The following is a 17,419-nucleotide window of genomic DNA, read 5'->3' as shown; positions in this document are numbered from 1 at the left end:
GCGCCCCGGCCGGCTCAGGGGTAGAGGCCGGCCCGGAAGGTGAACGAGACGAGTTGCGCCCGATCACGTGCGCCGACCTTCGTCATGGCCCGTACCGCATGTGTCTTCACCGTGAACGGCGACACGGACATCTGGGCCGCGATCTCGTCGTTGCCCAGACCGCTCGCGACGAGGACGACCACGTCCCGCTCCCTGGGGGTCAGGGCGTCGAAGCGGCGCAGCAGCTCACGGTCGATCACCGGGGGCGGACTGTCGGTCATGTGACCGATGAGCGCGGCCGTCGCGGCGGCCGACAGCGCTCCGCCACCGCCGACGACCTCGGTGATCCCGGCGACGAGTTCGGCGGGGCTCACGGTCTTGCTCAGGAAACCGTTGGCGCCCGCGCGCAGGGCGGCGAGCACGATGTCGTCCTGGTCGAACGTGGTCAGCACGATCACCCGCAGCTTCTCGGGCGGGTGCTCCTTCCGGATCCGGCGGGTGGCCTCGACACCGTCGATGCCCGGCATCCGGATGTCCATCAGGACCAGGTCGACGGGGCGGTCCCGCAGGTAGGGGACGACCTGGAGTCCGTCGGAGAGATCGCCCACGACCACGAGACCCGGGTCGAGCCGGAGCATCGCCCGGATCCCGGCCCTGATCTCGTCCTGGTCGTCGACGATCAGGATGCGCGTGGTCATACGGCGGCTCCCAGGGCGCTGAACTCCGCACGGACCCGGAACCGCCCGTCGGCACTGTCGATCGTCAGCCGCCCGTTGGAGGACTCGACGCGTTCGCGCATCCCCACCAGTCCCAGTCCGCCGCCCGGGCCGGAGCCGCGCACCGGGCGGCCGACGCGGTTCTCCACGGTGACGCGGATCCTGCCGTCGCGCTCGCGCACATCCACCGTCGCCGCCCCCTCTCCGTGCCGGTAGGCGTTCGTGAGCGCTTCCTGGACGACCCGGTAGACCGTCACGCCGACGCTGGGCTCCACGAAGCCGGCGGGGATGTCGATGGAGGGCCGGACGTCGAGGCCGATGCTCTCGAAGGAGGCGACCAGGCCTTCCAGTCCGCTGAGCGCCGGGGTCGGCCGCAGCGCCTCGTCGTCGGAGATCTCGTCCCCGAGGCGGAGGAGCGTGAGGATCCGTTGCGTTTCGACGACGACCGTGCGGGCGCTGGACCTGGCCGAGACGAGCGCCTGCCGGGCGGACTCCGCGTCCTCGGGCAGCCCGATCTCCGCGGCACCGAGATGCATGCTCAGCAGCGCGACCTGGTGGCCGATCACGTCGTGGAGGTCCCGGGCGATGCGCAGCCGTTCCTCGGTCACCCGCCGGGTGGCCTCGATCTCGCGGGTGGCGATGGCGCTCTCCGCCCGCTCCTCCAGAGTGCGCCAGTGCTCCCGGTGGATGCGCAGCGCCGCCCCGGTCGCACCTCCCGCCACGGCCGAGAAGAGTGCGGCGGCCCCCACCATCGCGCCGCCGCGGAACCCGCCCAGCGTCATGAACGCGCCCAGGAAGAACACCGCCACGATGCCGGTGGCGACCAGCGGCTGCCTTCCCCCGAGGGTGACCGCGAACAGCACGAGCACCGCCATCATCCACACCGACAGGGGGTCGTGGCCCACCGCCGTGACGGCGAAGGACGCCGCGCTCGCCACGACCAGTCCCGCCCACGGCCGCCACCACGAGAGGGCGACACCTGCGCCGGCGAGGAGCACGGAGAGGGCGGTCGGCCCGTCCGACCCGCGCACGACCACCGCGACGATCTGGCCGGTGAACACCAGCGCGGCCACCGCGTAGGCGGCGAGGCGCAGTGCCTCGGGGCGGCGGACCCACAGGGGTGCCACGGGACCGTTCTGACCCATCCGCGCCTCGACCATGAGCCGATTCTCGTTCACGGATTCTTCGGCCGCGTACTTCGTTCGAAGTACGCGGCCCCGCCGGAAGCGGCTGAGACTCCTCGTCGAGGCGACCGTCTCACACCGTCACGATCACCGAACGGGACTCCCGATGACGCAGACCACCGCAACTTCGACAGCACCGGCCACGACCACGACGACGTCCTCCGGACTCCGCTCGCTCCACCTGATCCGAGCCGTCTTCTCCCTGATCTGGGTGGCGCTCGTCCACGCGACCTCCGCCTCGCTCGTGTCGACCGACAGCCCCACCGCGACCGCGGCCGTGCTGCTCGTCGTCTACCCCTTGTGGGACGCCGTCGCCACGCTGCTCGAACAGCGCCTGACCGGCACCGGCTCCATGGACCGCGTCGGTACGACGAACACGGCGCTCGGCCTCGCCACCGCCGCCGGGATGATCGTCGCCGCCTTCTCCACCATCGGGACGGCCCTGCTCGTCTTCGGCATCTGGGCCCTCCTGTCCGGAGCGATCCAGCTCGCCGTGGCGATCCGGCGCCGGCGCACCGTCGGTGCCCAGTGGCCCATGGTCATCAGCGGCGGGCTGTCCGTCCTCGCCGGTGCCTCCTTCGCCGCCATGTCCGGCTCGGCGACGAGCGGCCTGTCCTCCATCGCCGGATACTCGGCCTTCGGCGCCTTCTGGTTCCTCGTCTCCGCCGTCGCCCTGAGCATCCGCGGCCGGCGCGCGGCGCACTGACCGCCGCCGGACCTCAGGACTCGACGGTCTCCAGACGCACCGCGCACGCCTTGAACTCCGGCATCCGCGAGGTCGGGTCCAGCGCCGGGTTGGTGAGGGTGTTGGCACGGCCCTCGCCCGGCCAGTGGAAGGGCATGAACACGGTGTCGGGCCGGATGGCGGTGGTGATGCGCGCGGGGGCGACGGCCCGCCCGCGCCGGGAGACCACGGCGACCGGGTCGCCCTCGGCCGCTCCGAGCCGGGCCGCGAGACGGGGGTGCAGCTCCACGAACGGCCCCGGCGCGGCGGCGTTCAGCTCGTCGACACGGCGGGTCTGGGCACCGGACTGGTACTGGGCGACGACCCGGCCGGTGGTGAGCAGCACCGGGTACTCGGCGTCGGGCTCCTCGGCGGTCGCCCGGTGCGAGACGGGGACGAAGCGGGCCCGGCCGTCCGGGGTGGCGAAGCGGTCGAGGAAGAGGCGGGGCGTGCCGGGGTGTGCGGCCGGGGAGCCGGGTTCGTCCGGGCCGTCGAGCGACGAGTCCTCGCCGTCGGCCATGTCCGCCGGGCACGGCCAGAACACCCCGTTCTCCTCCGCCAGCCTGCGGTACGTGATCCCGGAGTAGTCCGCGATCCCGCCCGCGCTGGCCCGGCGCAGCTCCTCGAAGACCTCCTCGGGGTCGGTCGGGAAGCCCTTCTCCACACCGAGCCGGTCGGCCAGCTCGTGCATGACCTCCAGATCGCTGCGGACACCGTCGGGAGGCGTGATCGCACGGCGGCGCAGCAGGACGCGGCCTTCGAGGTTGGTGGTGGTGCCGGTTTCCTCGGCCCACTGGGTCACGGGGAGGACGACGTCGGCGTGACCTGCGGTTTCGGACAGTACTATGTCACATACCACAAGGAGGTCGAGCGCCTTGAAGCGCTCCTCGACGTGCCCGGCCCGCGGCGCCGACACCACGGGATTGGACCCCATCAGCAACAGCGCCCTGATGTCCCCGCCAAGCGCGTCGAGAAGCTCGTACGCACTCCGCCCCGGCCCCGGCAGACTCTCCGGATCCACCCCCCACACCTCGGCCACATGCCGCCGTGCCGCCGGATCGTCCAGCTTCCGGTACCCCGGCAACTGGTCGGCCTTCTGCCCGTGTTCGCGCCCGCCCTGCCCGTTCCCCTGCCCGGTCAGACAGCCGTAACCGCTGAGCGGCCGGCCCGCCCGCCCGGTCGCCAGGCACAGGTTGATCCACGCGCCCACCGTGTCCGTGCCCTTGGACTGCTGCTCGGGTCCGCGCGCGGTCAGCACCATCGCGTTCTCCGGCTCGCAGAACAGCCGTACGGCTTCCCGGAGTTGGGGCACGGACACACCGGTGATCCGCTCCACGTACTCCGGCCAGTGCGCCATCGCGGCAGCCCGTGCGTCCTCCCAGCCGGCCGTACGCCGGGCGAGGTACTCCTCGTCGACCCGCCCCTCGGCGACGACCAGGTGCAGCAGACCGAGAGCGAGGGCGAGGTCCGTGCCGGGGCGCGGGGCCAGGTGCAGGTCGGCCTGCTCGGCGGTCTTCGTGCGGCGCGGGTCGACGACGATCAGGGTGCCGCCGTTCTCCTTCAGCTCGTTGAAGAACCTGAGCGACGGCGGCATGGTCTCCGCGAGGTTGGAGCCGACCAGGATCACGCAGCCGGTCTTCGGGATGTCCTCCAGCGGGAACGGCAACCCCCGGTCGAGGCCGAAGGCCTTCGTGCCGGCGGCCGCGGCCGAGGACATGCAGAAGCGCCCGTTGTAGTCGATCTGCGAGGTGCCGAGCACGACCCGCGCGAACTTGCCGAGCGTGTAAGCCTTTTCGTTGGTCAGCCCGCCCCCGCCGAACACCCCGACCGCGTCCGCCCCGTGCTCCGCCCGCGTGCGACGGAACCCCTCGGCGACACGGTCCAGTGCCTCGTCCCAGGTGGCGGGTACGAGTGTGCCCTCGGAGCGCACCAACGGGGAGGTCAGGCGCACCTGGGACGAGAGCACGGCCGGCGCGGTACGGCCCTTGCCGCACAGCGCACCCCGGTTCACCGGGAAGTCGGCGCGCTCGCTCACCTCGACCGTGCCGCCGGGCACGGGCGTCAGGTTCATCCCGCACTGCAGGGCGCAGTAGGGGCAGTGGGTGGGCGTCGCGGTGTTCTGCATGCCGTTCAGCGTGCTTCGGGCGTGTTACGCGCGGCGCGGCCCCCTGTTACGCGGCCAACACGGCGGCCTCCCCGCCGGGCCGGGGCGCCGGTGAGGCGCACAGCTCACCACCCAGGAGTCGCTGCCGGCCGGGGCGGGAGTTGCCCGTGATGTGAATGACGCCACAGGTGGCTCATTCCGTCGCGTGAATGGCCGAGCACGCGTTGTTGAGAGTTGAAGCGTAGAGGACGCACCCTGGCTGCCGCATGACTCCGCACGGCGTTCGACACACCGGGCATGCCCGCCGCTCACCCCGGACTGGCACACACCGCATCTCGACACTCGAAACAGCCAGGAGGTCTCCCCACCATGCCCCTGCGCTACTTAACCGCCCGCGACCAGCGGCTTTTCCAGCGATACGGCCATGGTCCCGCCGTCCCCGTCCCGGATCCGCTACCTGCCGAAGATCGGCGCCGTGAAGGTGAAATGGTCCCGGACCCTGCCCACCACCCGTCACCGGCACCGACCCCGCAGCCGACCAAGCACGGATGCCGGACACCGACCGCACCATCGGTATCGATCTCGGTCTCTCCCATTTCGCGGTTCTCTCCGACGGCACGAAGACCGACTCCCCGCGTCAGAACCGGGCCAAGGCCCGCGTCAAGGTGGCCCGCGCCCACGTGCGGGTGGCTGACGCGCGCCGTGAGTTCCACCATCAGCTCTCCACCAGGCTGATCTCCGAGAACCAAGGGATCGCCGTGGAGGACCTGTCGGTGGTGGGACTGGCCCGCACGCGCCTGGCCGAGGAGCAAGTCAAGTCCTGTTCACCTCGGGCGCACCATCGGCCGCTCCAACGGTGTGAAGGTCACCCATCGCAACGTCGCCAACAGCCTCCTCACCCCCCGGGCGGCCTCGGTACCCGTCCCGAGGGCATGACGGCGTTCCTGGAGAAACGGGCCCCGCGCTTCACCGGGCGCTGGCGAGCGCCTGCGCGACCCCCGGTTCCTTCGGTCCGAGGAACCGGGGATCCGGCTCGAACACGACGTCCAGCGCCGCCTTCGCCGCCGCGAAGATCTCCCGGGTGCCGCCGTAGTACCAGGTCACGTCGTGCTTGGCGTCGACGCCGATGCCGTACGAGGTGACCCCCGCGGCCTGGCACAGGGCGACCGCGCGCCGGATGTGGAAGCCCTGGCTGATCAGCACGGCCCGGTCGACCCCGAAGATCTTCTTGGCGCGCACGCACGAGTCCCAGGTGTCGAACCCGGCGTAGTCGCTGACGATCCGCGAGTCCGGCACCCCGTGCCTGGTCAGATAGGCGCGCATGGCATCGGGCTCGTCATAGTCCTTGCGGCTGTTGTCCCCGGTCACGAGCACGACCTTGATCCGGCCCGCGTGATACAGCTCGGCCGCCGCGCTCAGCCGGTTCGCGAGATACGGCGAGGGCTCGCCGTCCCACAGACCCGCGCCGAAGACGACGGCGACCTCGGTGCGCGGCGCGTCCGCCGTCGTACGCAAGCGGTCGCCCGTCACGACGTACAGCCAGGTCGCCGGAAGCAGCGCGAGCACGCACGCGGCCATCACGGCCTGCACGAGCCGCCGCTGCCCGGTACGCGTGCGTGGCAGGCGCGGTCTGCGCGGCTTGGGTAGGCGCATCGGACGGTCCCCCTGTTCGGCCCTGGTTCGACAGTCAGAGACGTCCTGTCGGCTGATCCGGTTCGCCGCACACTACGTGACCAGGTTCACTCCGCGCGATGAAACCCCAGGTCACGCCACCTCACAATCCCCTCACACCCCACCGTGAACCGCCGGAAAAGGCCCGTCATTCTCATGCAACGGGGAGGCAACCTGCCCCCGCGACCATCGGTGCATGACGGACAGTACGGCGCACCTCATGAACCAGATCGGCACCCAGCTGGCCAGCCAGCTCAGCCTGATCTCGCTGAACGGCAGGCGGCGCCCCGGCCCGCCCGCCCTGGTCGTCGTGGCCCACGGCAGCCGCGACCCGCGCGCCCTGCGCACCGTCCGCAAGCTCCTCGACCGGGTCCGCGAACAGCGCCCCGGCCTCCAGGTCCACCTGGGCCACATAGAACTGAACGAGCCCCTCCTCCCGGACACCCTGGAGTCCCTCGGCACGAGGGAGACGGTCCTGGTCCCCCTCCTCCTCAGCCGCGGCTACCACATCAAGCGCGACATCCCCGAAATGGCGGCCGCCTCCCAGGTACGCGCACGCGTGGCCGGCGCCCTGGGCCCCCACCCCCTCCTGGTGGACGCCCTCCAGTCCCGCCTGGTGGAGGCGGGCTGGCGCATGAGGATGGACGCCGGGACCCGCCGGGGAAGCGCGGTAGTCCTGGCGGCGGCGGGTTCTCGCGACCCGGAGTCCAAGGTCGACACCAACCGCACGGCCCAGCTGCTCTCCGACCGCCTGGGCGTCCCGGTGGTCCCCGCGTACGCCACGACAGCGGCCCCCACGGTCCAGGACGCGATCGACTCCCTGACGGCAAGGGGCTTCCACCGAGTGGCGGTGGCGTCGTACTTCACGGCCCCGGGCCGCTTCGCAACGGAGTGCGCGGAAAAGGCCCCCTGGATCGCCTCGGCACCTCTGGGCACCCACCCGGCGATGGCGGAGCTACTCCTGTACAGGTACGACCAGGCATTGGCAACGCAGGCGAGCGGCATGTCCCCAAGGGGCGCGGGGCTGTGTCAATTTGCGGCTCCGCCGCGGGGCGCGACCAGCCACAACGAACCCGCACTCGCCATCTGACCGAACCACCCCGCCCCGTAGGCGGATTGTCAGTCCTTGCCCGTACTGTCGAGACATGCCGTACGACGCGCAGTCAACAGAACGCTGGGCCCCAGAACCCGACAAACGCCCCGGCCGCACCGCCTTCCAACGCGACCGCGCCCGAGTACTGCACTCCGCAGCCCTGCGAAGGCTCGCCGGCAAAACGCAGGTAGTGACCCCAGGCACCCGCAACCAGGCCTGGGACGCGACCCCCCGCACCCGCCTCACCCACTCCCTCGAATGCGCCCAGGTAGGCCGAGAACTCGGCGCAGCCCTCGGCTGCGACCCCGACCTCGTCGAAACCGCCTGCCTCTCCCACGACCTCGGCCACCCCCCGTTCGGCCACAACGGCGAACAGGCCCTGAACGAGTTCGCCCACGACTGCGGCGGCTTCGAGGGCAACGCCCAGTCCCTGAGACTCCTCACCCGCATCGAACCCAAACGGTTCACCCCCGAGGGCTCCGTCGGCCTCAACCTCACCCGCGCCGCCCTCGACGCCGCCACCAAGTACCCCTGGCCCAGAGGCGCCCACCCCACCGACCCGGCCTCCCCCAAGTTCGGCGTCTACGAGGACGACCGCCCCGTCTTCGACTGGGTCCGCAAGGACGCCCCCGGCACCCGCACCACGTTCGAGGCCCAGGTCATGGACTGGTCCGACGACGTCGCGTACTCCGTGCACGACGTGGAGGACGGCCTGCACGCGGGCCACATCGACCCCAACTGCCTCCACGCGGAACCGGAACGCCAGGAGGTCTTCGCGGTGGCCCTCGGCCGCTACGCCCCCGCGGACACCGACCCGGCCGAACTCGCCGCCGCCCTCGACCGGCTCCAGGACCAGGAATGGTGGCCGCACGGCTACGACGGGACCGCCGTCGCCCAGGCCCGCCTCAAGGACGCCACCAGCCAGCTCATCGGCCGCTTCTGCCTCGCCGCCGAGACCGCCACGCGCGCGAGGTACGGCACCGGCCGGCTCACCAGATACGACGCCGAACTCGTCGTACCGCACGAGGCGCGCCTTGAGTGCGCGGTCCTCAAGGCCGTCGCCGACCGGTACGTGATGCAGCGCGCGGAGCAGGAGCGGCTGCGGGCCGACCAGCGCGTCGTGGTGGCCGAACTGGCGCGGGCGCTCACCGCGCGTGCACCCGACGGCCTCGACCCCCAGTTCCGCGCGCTGTTCGACCAGGCAGCGGACGACCGCGCGCGCAAGCGGGTGATCGTCGACCAGATCGCCTCGCTCACCGACGCCTCCGCCCGCTCGCTTCACGCGCGGCTGACGGGGCACACATGAGACTGAAGAAGCGCGAGTGACGGAAAACGCGCCCGAATGTGACCCTCCGTGGCCTGATCGGGCCACTCCCTCTTCCCCCATCACGCTCCGTGCGGGACGCTCGCATGTGGCGGCCCCGCTGTGTTTTCTGAGGAGACACCCCTCAGACACCCCGTAGGAGGCATGAAGTGGTCGACGCGGATCAGACATTCGTCATCGTCGGAGGAGGTCTCGCCGGCGCGAAGGCGGCCGAGACGCTCCGAGCGGAGGGCTTCAGCGGCCGCGTGATACTGATCTGCGACGAACGCGACCACCCGTACGAGCGGCCCCCGCTCTCCAAGGGCTACCTGCTGGGCAAGGAGGAGCGCGACAGCGTCTTCGTCCACGAGCCCGCCTGGTACGCGCGCAACGACATCGAGCTGCACCTCGGCGAGACCGTCGACGCCATCGACCGCGAGGCGAAGACGGTCCGCTTCGGCGAGGACGGCACGCTCGTGCGCTACGACAAGCTGCTGCTGGCGACCGGCGCCGAGCCGCGCCGCCTCGACATCCCGGGCACCGACCTCGCGGGCGTGCACCACCTGCGCCGCCTCGCCCACGCCGAGCGTCTCAAGGGCGTCCTCGCGGCCCTCGGCCGGGACAACGGGCACATCGTGATCGCCGGCGCCGGCTGGATCGGCCTGGAGGTCGCGGCCGCCGCCCGGGAGTACGGCGCCGAGGTGACCGTCGTGGAACCCCTCGCCACGCCCCTGCACGCGGTCCTCGGCCCCGAGCTCGGCGGCCTCTTCGCCGAACTGCACCGCGAACACGGCGTCCGCTTCCACTTCGGCGCGAAGCTGACGGAGATCGTCGGCCAGGACGGCATGGTGCTGGCGGCCCGTACCGACGACGGCGAGGAGCACCCGGCGCACGACGTCCTCGCGGCGATCGGCGCGGCCCCGCGCATCGGGCTCGCGGAGGCGGCGGGCCTGGAGATCGCCGAGCGGGCGTACGGCGGCGGTGTCGTGGTCGACGAGCGGCTGCGCACCTCCGACCCGGACATCTACGCGGCCGGAGACGTCGTCTCCTTCCCGCACGCCCTGTTCGACACCCGGCTGCGCGTCGAGCACTGGGCCAACGCGCTCAACGGCGGCCCCGCGGCGGCCCGCGCGATGCTCGGCCGGGACGTCACCTACGACCGCGTGCCCTACTTCTTCTCCGACCAGTACGACTTGGGGATGGAGTACAGCGGCTGGGCGCCCCCGGGGTCGTACGACGAAGTGGTGATTCGCGGGGACGCCGGAAAGCGTGAGTTCATCGCGTTCTGGGTGAAGGACGGCCGGGTGCTGGCGGGGATGAACGTGAACGTGTGGGACGTCACGGAACCCATCCAGAAGCTGATCAGGTCGAAGACACAGGTGAACACGGAGGCCCTGGCGGACCCGCACGTTCCGCTCGCGACCCTCGTCTCATAGGCGGCAATCCACGTCCCGTAGCTGTCAGTGCGCCACCGTAGAATTCACGCGTGGCAGGACGGATCAACGACGAGGACGTGAAGGCGGTACGGGACGCGGTCCCGATCGACGCCGTGGTGTCCGAGTACCTCCAGCTGCGCAACGCGGGCGGCGGCAACCTCAAGGGCCTCTGTCCGTTCCACGACGAGAAGTCGCCGTCCTTCCAGGTCAGCCCGAGCAAGGGACTCTTCCACTGCTTCGGCTGCCAGGAGGGCGGCGACACCATCACGTTCGTGATGAAGGTCGACCACCTCACCTTCTCCGAGGCGGTCGAGCGCCTCGCCGGCCAGGCCGGCATCACCCTGCGGTACGAGGAGGGCGGCTACAACCCCGCCCACCAGCGCGGCGAGCGGATCCGCCTGGTCGAGGCGCACAAGATCGCCGCCGACTGGTACATGGAGCAGCTCGCGGTGAGCCCGGAGGCCGACACCGGCCGCCAGTTCCTCGCCGAGCGCGGCTTCGACCAGGCCGCCGCCCAGCACTTCTCCGTCGGCTACAGCCCCCAGGGCTGGGACCACCTCACCCGCTTCCTGCGCGGCAAGGGCTTCACCGACAAGGAGCTCATCCTCTCCGGCCTCTCCCAGGACGGCCGCCGCGGCCCCATCGACCGCTTCCGCGGCCGCCTGATGTGGCCGATCCGCGACATCGGCGGCGAGGTCGTCGGCTTCGGCGCCCGCAAGCTGTACGAGGCGGACAACGGCCCGAAGTACCTCAACACGCCCGAGACCCCGATCTACAAGAAGTCCCAGGTCCTGTACGGCATCGACCTCGCGAAGAAGGACATCGCCAAGGTCAGCCGCGCGGTCGTGGTCGAGGGCTACACCGACGTCATGGCCTGCCATCTCGCCGGGGTCACGACCGCGATCGCGACCTGCGGTACGGCCTTCGGCGGCGACCACATCAAGATCCTCCGCCGCCTGCTGATGGACAACGGCTCGGCCCGCGTCATCTTCACCTTCGACGGCGACGCGGCCGGCCAGAAGGCGGCCCTGCGCGCCTTCGAGGACGACCAGAAGTTCGCCGCCGAGACGTACATCGCGATCGCCCCCGACGGCATGGACCCCTGCGAACTCCGCCTCGCGAAGGGCGACGAGGCGGTGGCGGACCTGGTCGAACCCCGCACGCCCCTCTTCGAGTTCGCCCTGCGCCAGATCGTCGTCCGCTACGACCTCGACACCCCGGCAGGCCGGGCGGCGGCCCTGGACGAGGCCGCCCCCATCGTCGCCCGCATCAAGAACAGCGGCGCCCAGCACGAGGTCGCCGTCCAGCTCGCCGGCATGCTCGGCATCCTCGACACCCAGTTCGTCGTCAAGCGCGTTGCCCAGCTGGCCCGTTGGGCCCGCGACCGCGGCGGCAAGGGCCCGGCGCCGACCGGCCGCGGCCCGCAGCAGTACGACGCCGTGCCCCGCCCCTCCGGACCGTCCGGCCCCGCCCTCAACCTCCGCAACCCCGTCTACGCCACCGAGCGCGAGCTGCTCAAACTCGCCCTCCAGCGCCCGGAGTTGGTCTCCCCGGCCTTCGACGCGTACGGCGTCGACGAGTTCACCGCCGCGCCCTACGCCGCCGTACGCCTGGCGATCATCGAGGCGGGCGGCGCCGAGTACGGCCTGCAGGACTCGCAGGACTACCTCGTCCGGGTCCGCGAGGCCGCCCCGGACGACTCGGTTCGCGCCATGGTCACCGAGCTGGCCGTCGAGGCGATCATGCGCCGCACGGTCGACGAGCACTACGCGGGCGACCAGCTGGTGACCGTCCGCCGCCGCGCCGTGGAGCGCCGGATCCGCGACATCCAGTCCCAGCTGACCCGCCTCTCCGCCGGCGGCGACCCCGCCCAGCTGGCCGCCGTACAGAACGAGTTGTGGGTGTTGCAGCAGTACGACCAGGCACTTCGGGAGCACGGCGCCGCTGCTCTCTGAGCACATCCGTACGGCACGGTAACCGACCGGTCACGGCCCGATTGCAAAAAGTCACCGCACGCCCCTCGTGGCGACGATGTGTCGTACTCCACACTGGGTTCCGGTGCCTGAGTCCTCGGAGCGCGGCCGATCCGTCCCACACGGGTCCCACACACCCGCGGTTCCGCTCATCGCGTACGGGACGGACAGCGGCGTGGCCGCCGACTCCGCCCCCAAAGCAGCGCTGCCGCTCCCCTCAGCAGCGATCATCCTGGAGGTCGCCCCCGTGCAGACCCAGACCCTGACCCAGACCGACATCAGTACCGACGGCACGGAGCAGGACGCCGAGACCGACGTCCTCGTCGCGGTCCCGCCGCAGACCCGTGTCGTGCACCACCCCGAGGCGGACCCGGTGGAAGCGGACGGCCCGCCCGAGCCCGCCGAACCACCCGCCGAGGTGCTGGAGGCGGACCCGGAGCCGGTGGAAACGCCGATCGTGGAGCGGGCCCGCGCCGCCGACACCAGCGGCCCGTCCTCCGACCTGTTCCGTCAGTATCTGCGTGAGATCGGCCGGATCCCCCTGCTCACCGCGGCCGAGGAGGTCGAGCTCGCCCGCCGCGTCGAGGCCGGCCTGTTCGCCGAGGAGCGGCTCAGCACCGCACCCGACCTGGACAGTCAGCTCGCCCTCGACCTGGACCGGCTCGTCGTCATGGGCCGGATGGCCAAGCGCCGCCTCATCGAGGCGAACCTGCGGCTCGTGGTCTCCGTGGCCAAGCGGTACGTCGGCCGCGGGCTGACCATGCTCGACCTGGTCCAGGAGGGAAACCTGGGCCTGATCAGGGCGGTCGAGAAGTTCGACTACGCCCGCGGCTACAAGTTCTCGACGTACGCCACCTGGTGGATCCGCCAGGCCATGTCCCGGGCCCTCGCCGACCAGGCCCGGACTATCCGAGTCCCCGTCCACGTCGTCGAGTTGATCAACCGGGTCGTGCGCGTGCAGCGGCGGATGCTGCAGGAGCGCGGCTACGAGCCCACGCCGGAGGAGGTGGCCGCCCACCTCGACCTGCCGCCCGAGCGGGTCAGCGAGGTGCTGCGGCTGGCCCAGGAGCCGGTGTCCTTGCATGCCCCTGTGGGCGAGGAGGACGACGTCGCGCTGGGCGACCTCATCGAGGACGGCGACGCGACGTCACCCGTGGAGTCGGCGGCGTTCCTGCTGCTGCGCGAGCATCTTGAGGCCGTGCTCTCCACGCTGGGGGAGCGGGAGCGGAAGGTTGTCCAGCTGCGGTACGGGCTGGTCGACGGGCGTCCCCGGACCCTGGAGGAGATCGGGCGGATCTTCGGGGTGACACGGGAGCGGATACGGCAGATCGAGTCGAAGACGCTCAACAAGCTGCGGGACCACGCTTTTGCGGATCAGCTGCGGGGCTATCTGGACTGATGCCGGGTGCGGGTGCGTGGGGGCTGGTCGCGCAGTTCCCCGCGCCCCTGAAAGCAACCAGCCCCCCGGATAATCAGTCGACCTCCGCCACCGCCTGTGCGAACTGCGCCTTGTACAGCCGCGCGTACGCCCCGTCCGCCGCCAACAGGTCCGCGTGCGCGCCCTGTTCGACGATCGCGCCGTTCTCCATCACCAGGATCGTGTCCGCGTCCCGGATGGTCGACAGACGGTGGGCGATCACGAACGACGTGCGGCCGTGGGCGAGTTTGGCCATCGCCTTCTGGATCAGCACCTCGGTGCGGGTGTCGACCGAGGACGTCGCCTCGTCCAGGACCAGGATCACCGGGTCGGACAGGAACGCCCGCGCGATGGTGATCAGCTGCTTCTCACCGGCGCTGACGCCCGTGCCCTCGTCGTCGATCACCGTGTCGTACCCGTCGGGCAGCGTACGGACGAAGCGGTCGGCGTGGGCCGCCCGCGCCGCCTCCTCGATCTCCCCGCGGGTGACCTCGCGCGAGGCGCCGTAAGCGATGTTCTCGGCGATCGTGCCGCCGAACAGCCACGTGTCCTGCAGCACCATGCCGATCTGGGCGCGCAGTTCGTCCCGGGACATGGTCGCGATGTCGACGCCGTCGAGGGTGATGCGCCCGCCGGAGACGTCGTAGAACCGCATGAGGAGATTGACCAGGGTGGTCTTTCCCGCTCCCGTCGGGCCGACGATCGCGACCGTGTGGCCCGGTTCGGCCTTCAGGGAGAGGTCCTCGATGAGCGGCTTCTCGGGGTCGTAACTGAAGGAGATGTTCTCCAGCTCCACCAGCCCGCGCAGCTCCTCGGGCTTCGCGCCCGGCAGCGGGTCCGCCTCCTGCTCCTCCGCGTCCAGGAGTTCGAAGATCCGCTCGGCCGAGGCGACGCCCGACTGCACCAGGTTCGCCATCGAGGCGACCTGCGTCAGCGGCATCGAGAACTGCCGCGAGTACTGGATGAAGGCCTGCACGTCACCGATGGACAGCGCGCCGGACGCGACCCGCAGGCCGCCGACGACCGCCACCAGCACGTAGTTGAGGTTCGACACGAACATCATCAGCGGCTGCATGACCCCGCTGTTGAACTGCGCCTTGAACCCGGCCTCGTACAGCGCGTCGTTCTGCTCGGCGAACTGCTTCGCCGACTCGTCCTGCCGCCCGAACACCTTCACCAGGGTGTGCCCGGTGTACATCTCCTCGATGTGGGCGTTCAGCTTGCCGGTGGAGCGCCACTGCTGCACGAAGTGCGGCTGCGAGCGCTTGCCGATCCGGGTGGCGACGACGAACGACAGCGGCACGGTCACCAGCGCCACGAGCGCCAGCAGCCACGACACCCAGAACATCACCGCGAGCACACCGATGATGGTCAGCACCGAGTTGATGAGCTGGCCCATCGACTGCTGGAGCGTCTGCCCGATGTTGTCGATGTCGTTCGTGGCGCGGGAGAGCACCTCGCCGCGCTGCCGCTTGTCGAAGTAGGAGAGGGGGAGGCGGGACAGCTTCGCCTGCACGTCCTCGCGCAGGCGGTACATCGTGCGGTTGACCGCCCGGTTCACGAGCCTGGTCGCCACCGCCATCAGCAGCCCGGCGACCAGGAACGTACAGAGCGCGAGCAGCAGTACGCGCCCCACCGCGTCGAAGTCGATGCCCTTGCCCGGCGTGAAGTCGGTGGAGCGCAGCATGTCGGCGACGCTGCCCTGCCCGCGCTCCCGCATGGAGGCGAGGACCTCGTCCTTCGTCGCACCGGCCGGCATCTGCCGCCCGATGATGCCGGCGAAGACCAGGTCGGTGGCCTTGCCGAGGATCTTCGGCCCGATCACGTTCAGGCCGACGCTGACGACCACGCAGAACAGCAGCGTGTAGATCGTCAGCCGCTCCGGCTTGAACTGGCCGATCAGGCGCTTGCCCGACACCTTGAAGTCCATCGAACGGCTGTCGGGGCCGCCGCCCTGGCCCATCATCCGCGCCATCGGCCCGGCCATCAGGCAGCCTCCGCTTCCGTCAGCTGGGAGAGCACGATCTCCCGGTAGGTCTCGTTCTCCGCCATCAGCTCGTGGTGCCGGCCGGTGCCGACCACCCGCCCCTCGTCGAGTACGACGATCCGGTCGGCGTCCCTGATGGTCGCCACCCGCTGGGCGACGATCACGACGGTCGCCTCGGCCGTCTCCTGCGCGAGCGCGGCCCGCAGCGCCGCGTCCGTCGCGTAGTCCAGCGCGGAGAAGGAGTCGTCGAAGAGGTAGATCTCCGGGCGCTGGACGAGCGTCCGGGCGATCGCGAGCCGCTGCCGCTGACCGCCGGAGACGTTCGTCCCGCCCTGCGCGATGGGCGCGTTCAGCCCGCCTTCGAGCTTGGTCACGAAGTCCTTGGCCTGCGCGACCTCCAGCGCGTGCCACAGCTCCTCGTCCGTGGCGTCCGGATTGCCGTACCGCAGATTGGTCGCGACGGTCCCCGCGAAGAGGTACGGCTTCTGCGGTACGAGTCCGACGGTCTTGGCCAGCAGCTTCGGCTCAAGCGTCGACACGTCCGTGCCGTCCACCAGCACCTCGCCGTCGGTCGCGTCGAACAGCCGCGGGACCAGCCCGAGCAGCGTCGACTTGCCGCTGCCGGTCGAGCCGATCACGGCGGTCACCTCGCCGGGCCGGGCGACCAGGTCGATCGCCTTGAGCACCGGCTCCTCGGCACCGGGATAGCGGAACCCGGCGCCCCGGATCTCCAGATGCCCGTGCCGGCGCAGCTCGGTGACCGGCGCCACCGGCGGCACCACGCTGGAGGAGGTGTCCAGCACCTCCTCGATGCGCTCGGCGCAGACCTCCGCGCGCGGCACCATCATGAACATGAAGGTGGCCATCATCACGGACATCACGATCTGCATGAGGTAGGCGAGGAAGGCGGTCAGATCGCCGATCTGCATCCCGCCGCTGTCGATGCGGTGGGCGCCGAACCACACCACGGCGATCGAGGAGAGGTTCACGGTCGTCATGACCACCGGGAACATCAGGGCGAGCAGGTTGCCGGTCTTCAGGGACATCTCGGTGAGGTCGGCGTTGGCCTTCCCGAACCGGCCCTGCTCGTAGTCGTCCCGCACGAAGGCCCTGATCACACGGTTGCCGGAGATCTGCTCGCGCAGCACCCGGTTGACCGTGTCCAGCCGCGTCTGCATGGAACGGAACAGCGGCCGCAGCCGCCGTACGATCAAGGTCACGCAGATGCCCAGCGTCGGCACCACGGCCACCAGCACGCCCGACAGGGGCACGTCCAGGCCGAGGGCCAGCACGATGCCGCCCACGCACATGATGGGCGCCGACACCATCAGCGTGAACGTCATCAGGGCCAGCATCTGGACCTGCTGGACGTCGTTGGTGGTCCGGGTGATCAGCGAGGGCGCGCCGAAGTGGCCCACCTCGCGCGACGAGAACGACTGCACCCGGTCGAAGACGGCCGCCCGCACGTCCCGGCCGAGCGCCGCCGCGGTCCGGGCGCCGTAGTACACGGCCCCGATGTTGCACACGACCTGGGCCAGCGAGATGCCGATCATCAGGGCGCCGAAGGAGAGGATGTAGCCGGTGTCCCCCTTGACGACACCTTCGTCGATGATGTGCGCGTTCAGCGTGGGCAGATAGAGGGTGGCGCAGGTCTGCAGGAACTGCAGCAGCACCAGCAGGGCGATGGGTTTCTTGTAGGGCCTGAGATAGGTCCGCAGAAGTCGTATGAGCACGCTACGTCTCTCGGAGTCGGCGGTAGGGGCGGGTTCGTTGCCCCTGGCCCCTATCGTCGAACATTCCACCCGCGTTACCTCAACCGATTAAGCCGAGAG

12 protein-coding genes and 1 pseudogene are annotated in these 17,419 nt (G+C 70.7%); 7 read left to right on the top strand and 6 right to left on the bottom strand.

From position 1 onward, the window contains the following. Positions 1–14: 14 nt before the first annotated feature. Positions 15–677, bottom strand: coding sequence for a response regulator transcription factor (locus tag ABZ848_RS45830; protein WP_360841932.1), 663 nt, complete (start codon positions 675–677; stop codon positions 15–17). Further along, entirely contained in the window at positions 674–1,873 is a 1,200-nt protein-coding gene (locus tag ABZ848_RS45825) for a histidine kinase (RefSeq protein ID WP_360841929.1), read from the bottom strand. Before ABZ848_RS45825 ends, ABZ848_RS45830 begins: the two co-directional genes overlap by 4 nt. Positions 1,874–1,985: 112 nt before the next feature. Between ABZ848_RS45825 and ABZ848_RS45820 the strand changes: the two genes are divergently transcribed. After that, on the top strand, positions 1,986–2,585 hold the full coding sequence (locus ABZ848_RS45820; protein ID WP_360841925.1) for a DUF308 domain-containing protein: 600 nt from the start codon (positions 1,986–1,988) through the stop codon (positions 2,583–2,585). A gap of 13 nt (positions 2,586–2,598) precedes the next feature. On the opposite strand, the gene ABZ848_RS45815 is transcribed toward ABZ848_RS45820, so the two are convergent. Continuing rightward, positions 2,599–4,728, bottom strand: a complete 2,130-nt coding sequence (locus tag ABZ848_RS45815; RefSeq protein WP_360841922.1) for a molybdopterin oxidoreductase family protein — start codon at positions 4,726–4,728, stop codon at positions 2,599–2,601. A 436-nt stretch (positions 4,729–5,164) separates the two neighbouring features. On the opposite strand from ABZ848_RS45815, the pseudogene ABZ848_RS45810 reads away from it, so the two are divergent. Then, positions 5,165–5,510, top strand: a pseudogene (locus tag ABZ848_RS45810) (transposase); the annotation flags it as partial. Positions 5,511–5,673: 163 nt separating this feature from the next. Here the strand turns inward: ABZ848_RS45810 and ABZ848_RS45805 are convergent. Continuing rightward, complete coding sequence (locus ABZ848_RS45805; protein WP_360841919.1) at positions 5,674–6,360, bottom strand: ElyC/SanA/YdcF family protein; 687 nt, start codon at positions 6,358–6,360, stop codon at positions 5,674–5,676. A 238-nt stretch (positions 6,361–6,598) separates the two neighbouring features. Between ABZ848_RS45805 and ABZ848_RS45800 the strand changes: the two genes are divergently transcribed. The 5 genes from ABZ848_RS45800 to ABZ848_RS45780 all read left to right on the top strand — a co-directional run bounded on the left by ABZ848_RS45800 (position 6,599) and on the right by ABZ848_RS45780 (position 13,582). Then, positions 6,599–7,468 carry a sirohydrochlorin chelatase gene (locus ABZ848_RS45800; RefSeq protein WP_360842001.1) on the top strand — a complete coding sequence of 290 codons (870 nt, stop codon included), beginning with the start codon at positions 6,599–6,601 and terminating at the stop codon, positions 7,466–7,468. A 55-nt stretch (positions 7,469–7,523) separates the two neighbouring features. Next, complete coding sequence (locus ABZ848_RS45795) at positions 7,524–8,777, top strand: deoxyguanosinetriphosphate triphosphohydrolase (protein WP_360841917.1); 1,254 nt, start codon at positions 7,524–7,526, stop codon at positions 8,775–8,777. Between the two features lie 167 nt (positions 8,778–8,944). Continuing rightward, the gene (locus tag ABZ848_RS45790; protein WP_360841913.1) at positions 8,945–10,210 is read left to right on the top strand and encodes an FAD-dependent oxidoreductase; all 1,266 of its coding nucleotides are present in this window, start codon (positions 8,945–8,947) and stop codon (positions 10,208–10,210) included. A 50-nt stretch (positions 10,211–10,260) separates the two neighbouring features. Beyond that, positions 10,261–12,165: a DNA primase gene (dnaG, locus tag ABZ848_RS45785; protein ID WP_360841911.1), complete on the top strand. Its 1,905-nt coding sequence runs from the start codon at positions 10,261–10,263 to the stop codon at positions 12,163–12,165. 103 nt (positions 12,166–12,268) lie between these two features. Then, entirely contained in the window at positions 12,269–13,582 is a 1,314-nt protein-coding gene (locus ABZ848_RS45780) for an RNA polymerase sigma factor (RefSeq protein ID WP_360841908.1), read from the top strand. A gap of 73 nt (positions 13,583–13,655) precedes the next feature. Here ABZ848_RS45780 and ABZ848_RS45775 read toward each other — a convergent pair whose 3' ends face one another. Both ABZ848_RS45775 and ABZ848_RS45770 read right to left on the bottom strand, forming a co-directional pair. Continuing rightward, entirely contained in the window at positions 13,656–15,587 is a 1,932-nt protein-coding gene (locus ABZ848_RS45775) for an ABC transporter ATP-binding protein (protein ID WP_360841905.1), read from the bottom strand. Further along, complete coding sequence (locus tag ABZ848_RS45770) at positions 15,587–17,320, bottom strand: ABC transporter ATP-binding protein (protein ID WP_360841902.1); 1,734 nt, start codon at positions 17,318–17,320, stop codon at positions 15,587–15,589. Before ABZ848_RS45770 ends, ABZ848_RS45775 begins: the two co-directional genes overlap by 1 nt. Between the last annotated feature and the right edge of the window lie 99 nt (positions 17,321–17,419).

It is taken from the genome of Streptomyces sp. NPDC047081 (assembly GCF_040643775.1).
Taxonomy (GTDB): domain Bacteria; phylum Actinomycetota; class Actinomycetes; order Streptomycetales; family Streptomycetaceae; genus Streptomyces.
The sequence above is the reverse complement of the archived record's forward strand: the minus strand, read 5'-3'. Positions and strand labels throughout refer to the sequence as shown.

Bases quoted from the DNA above. Each gene is read 5' to 3' on its own strand.
- ABZ848_RS45815 (WP_360841922.1), bottom strand. From the start codon at position 4,728: ATGCAGAACACCGCGACGCCCACCCACTGCCCCTACTGCGCCCTGCAG.
- ABZ848_RS45805 (WP_360841919.1), bottom strand. From the start codon at position 6,360: ATGCGCCTACCCAAGCCGCGCAGACCGCGCCTGCCACGCACGCGTACC.
- ABZ848_RS45795 (WP_360841917.1), top strand. From the start codon at position 7,524: ATGCCGTACGACGCGCAGTCAACAGAACGCTGGGCCCCAGAACCCGAC.
- ABZ848_RS45800 (WP_360842001.1), top strand. From the start codon at position 6,599: ATGAACCAGATCGGCACCCAGCTGGCCAGCCAGCTCAGCCTGATCTCG.
- ABZ848_RS45820 (WP_360841925.1), top strand. From the start codon at position 1,986: ATGACGCAGACCACCGCAACTTCGACAGCACCGGCCACGACCACGACG.
- ABZ848_RS45830 (WP_360841932.1), bottom strand. From the start codon at position 677: ATGACCACGCGCATCCTGATCGTCGACGACCAGGACGAGATCAGGGCC.
- ABZ848_RS45775 (WP_360841905.1), bottom strand. From the start codon at position 15,587: ATGGCCGGGCCGATGGCGCGGATGATGGGCCAGGGCGGCGGCCCCGAC.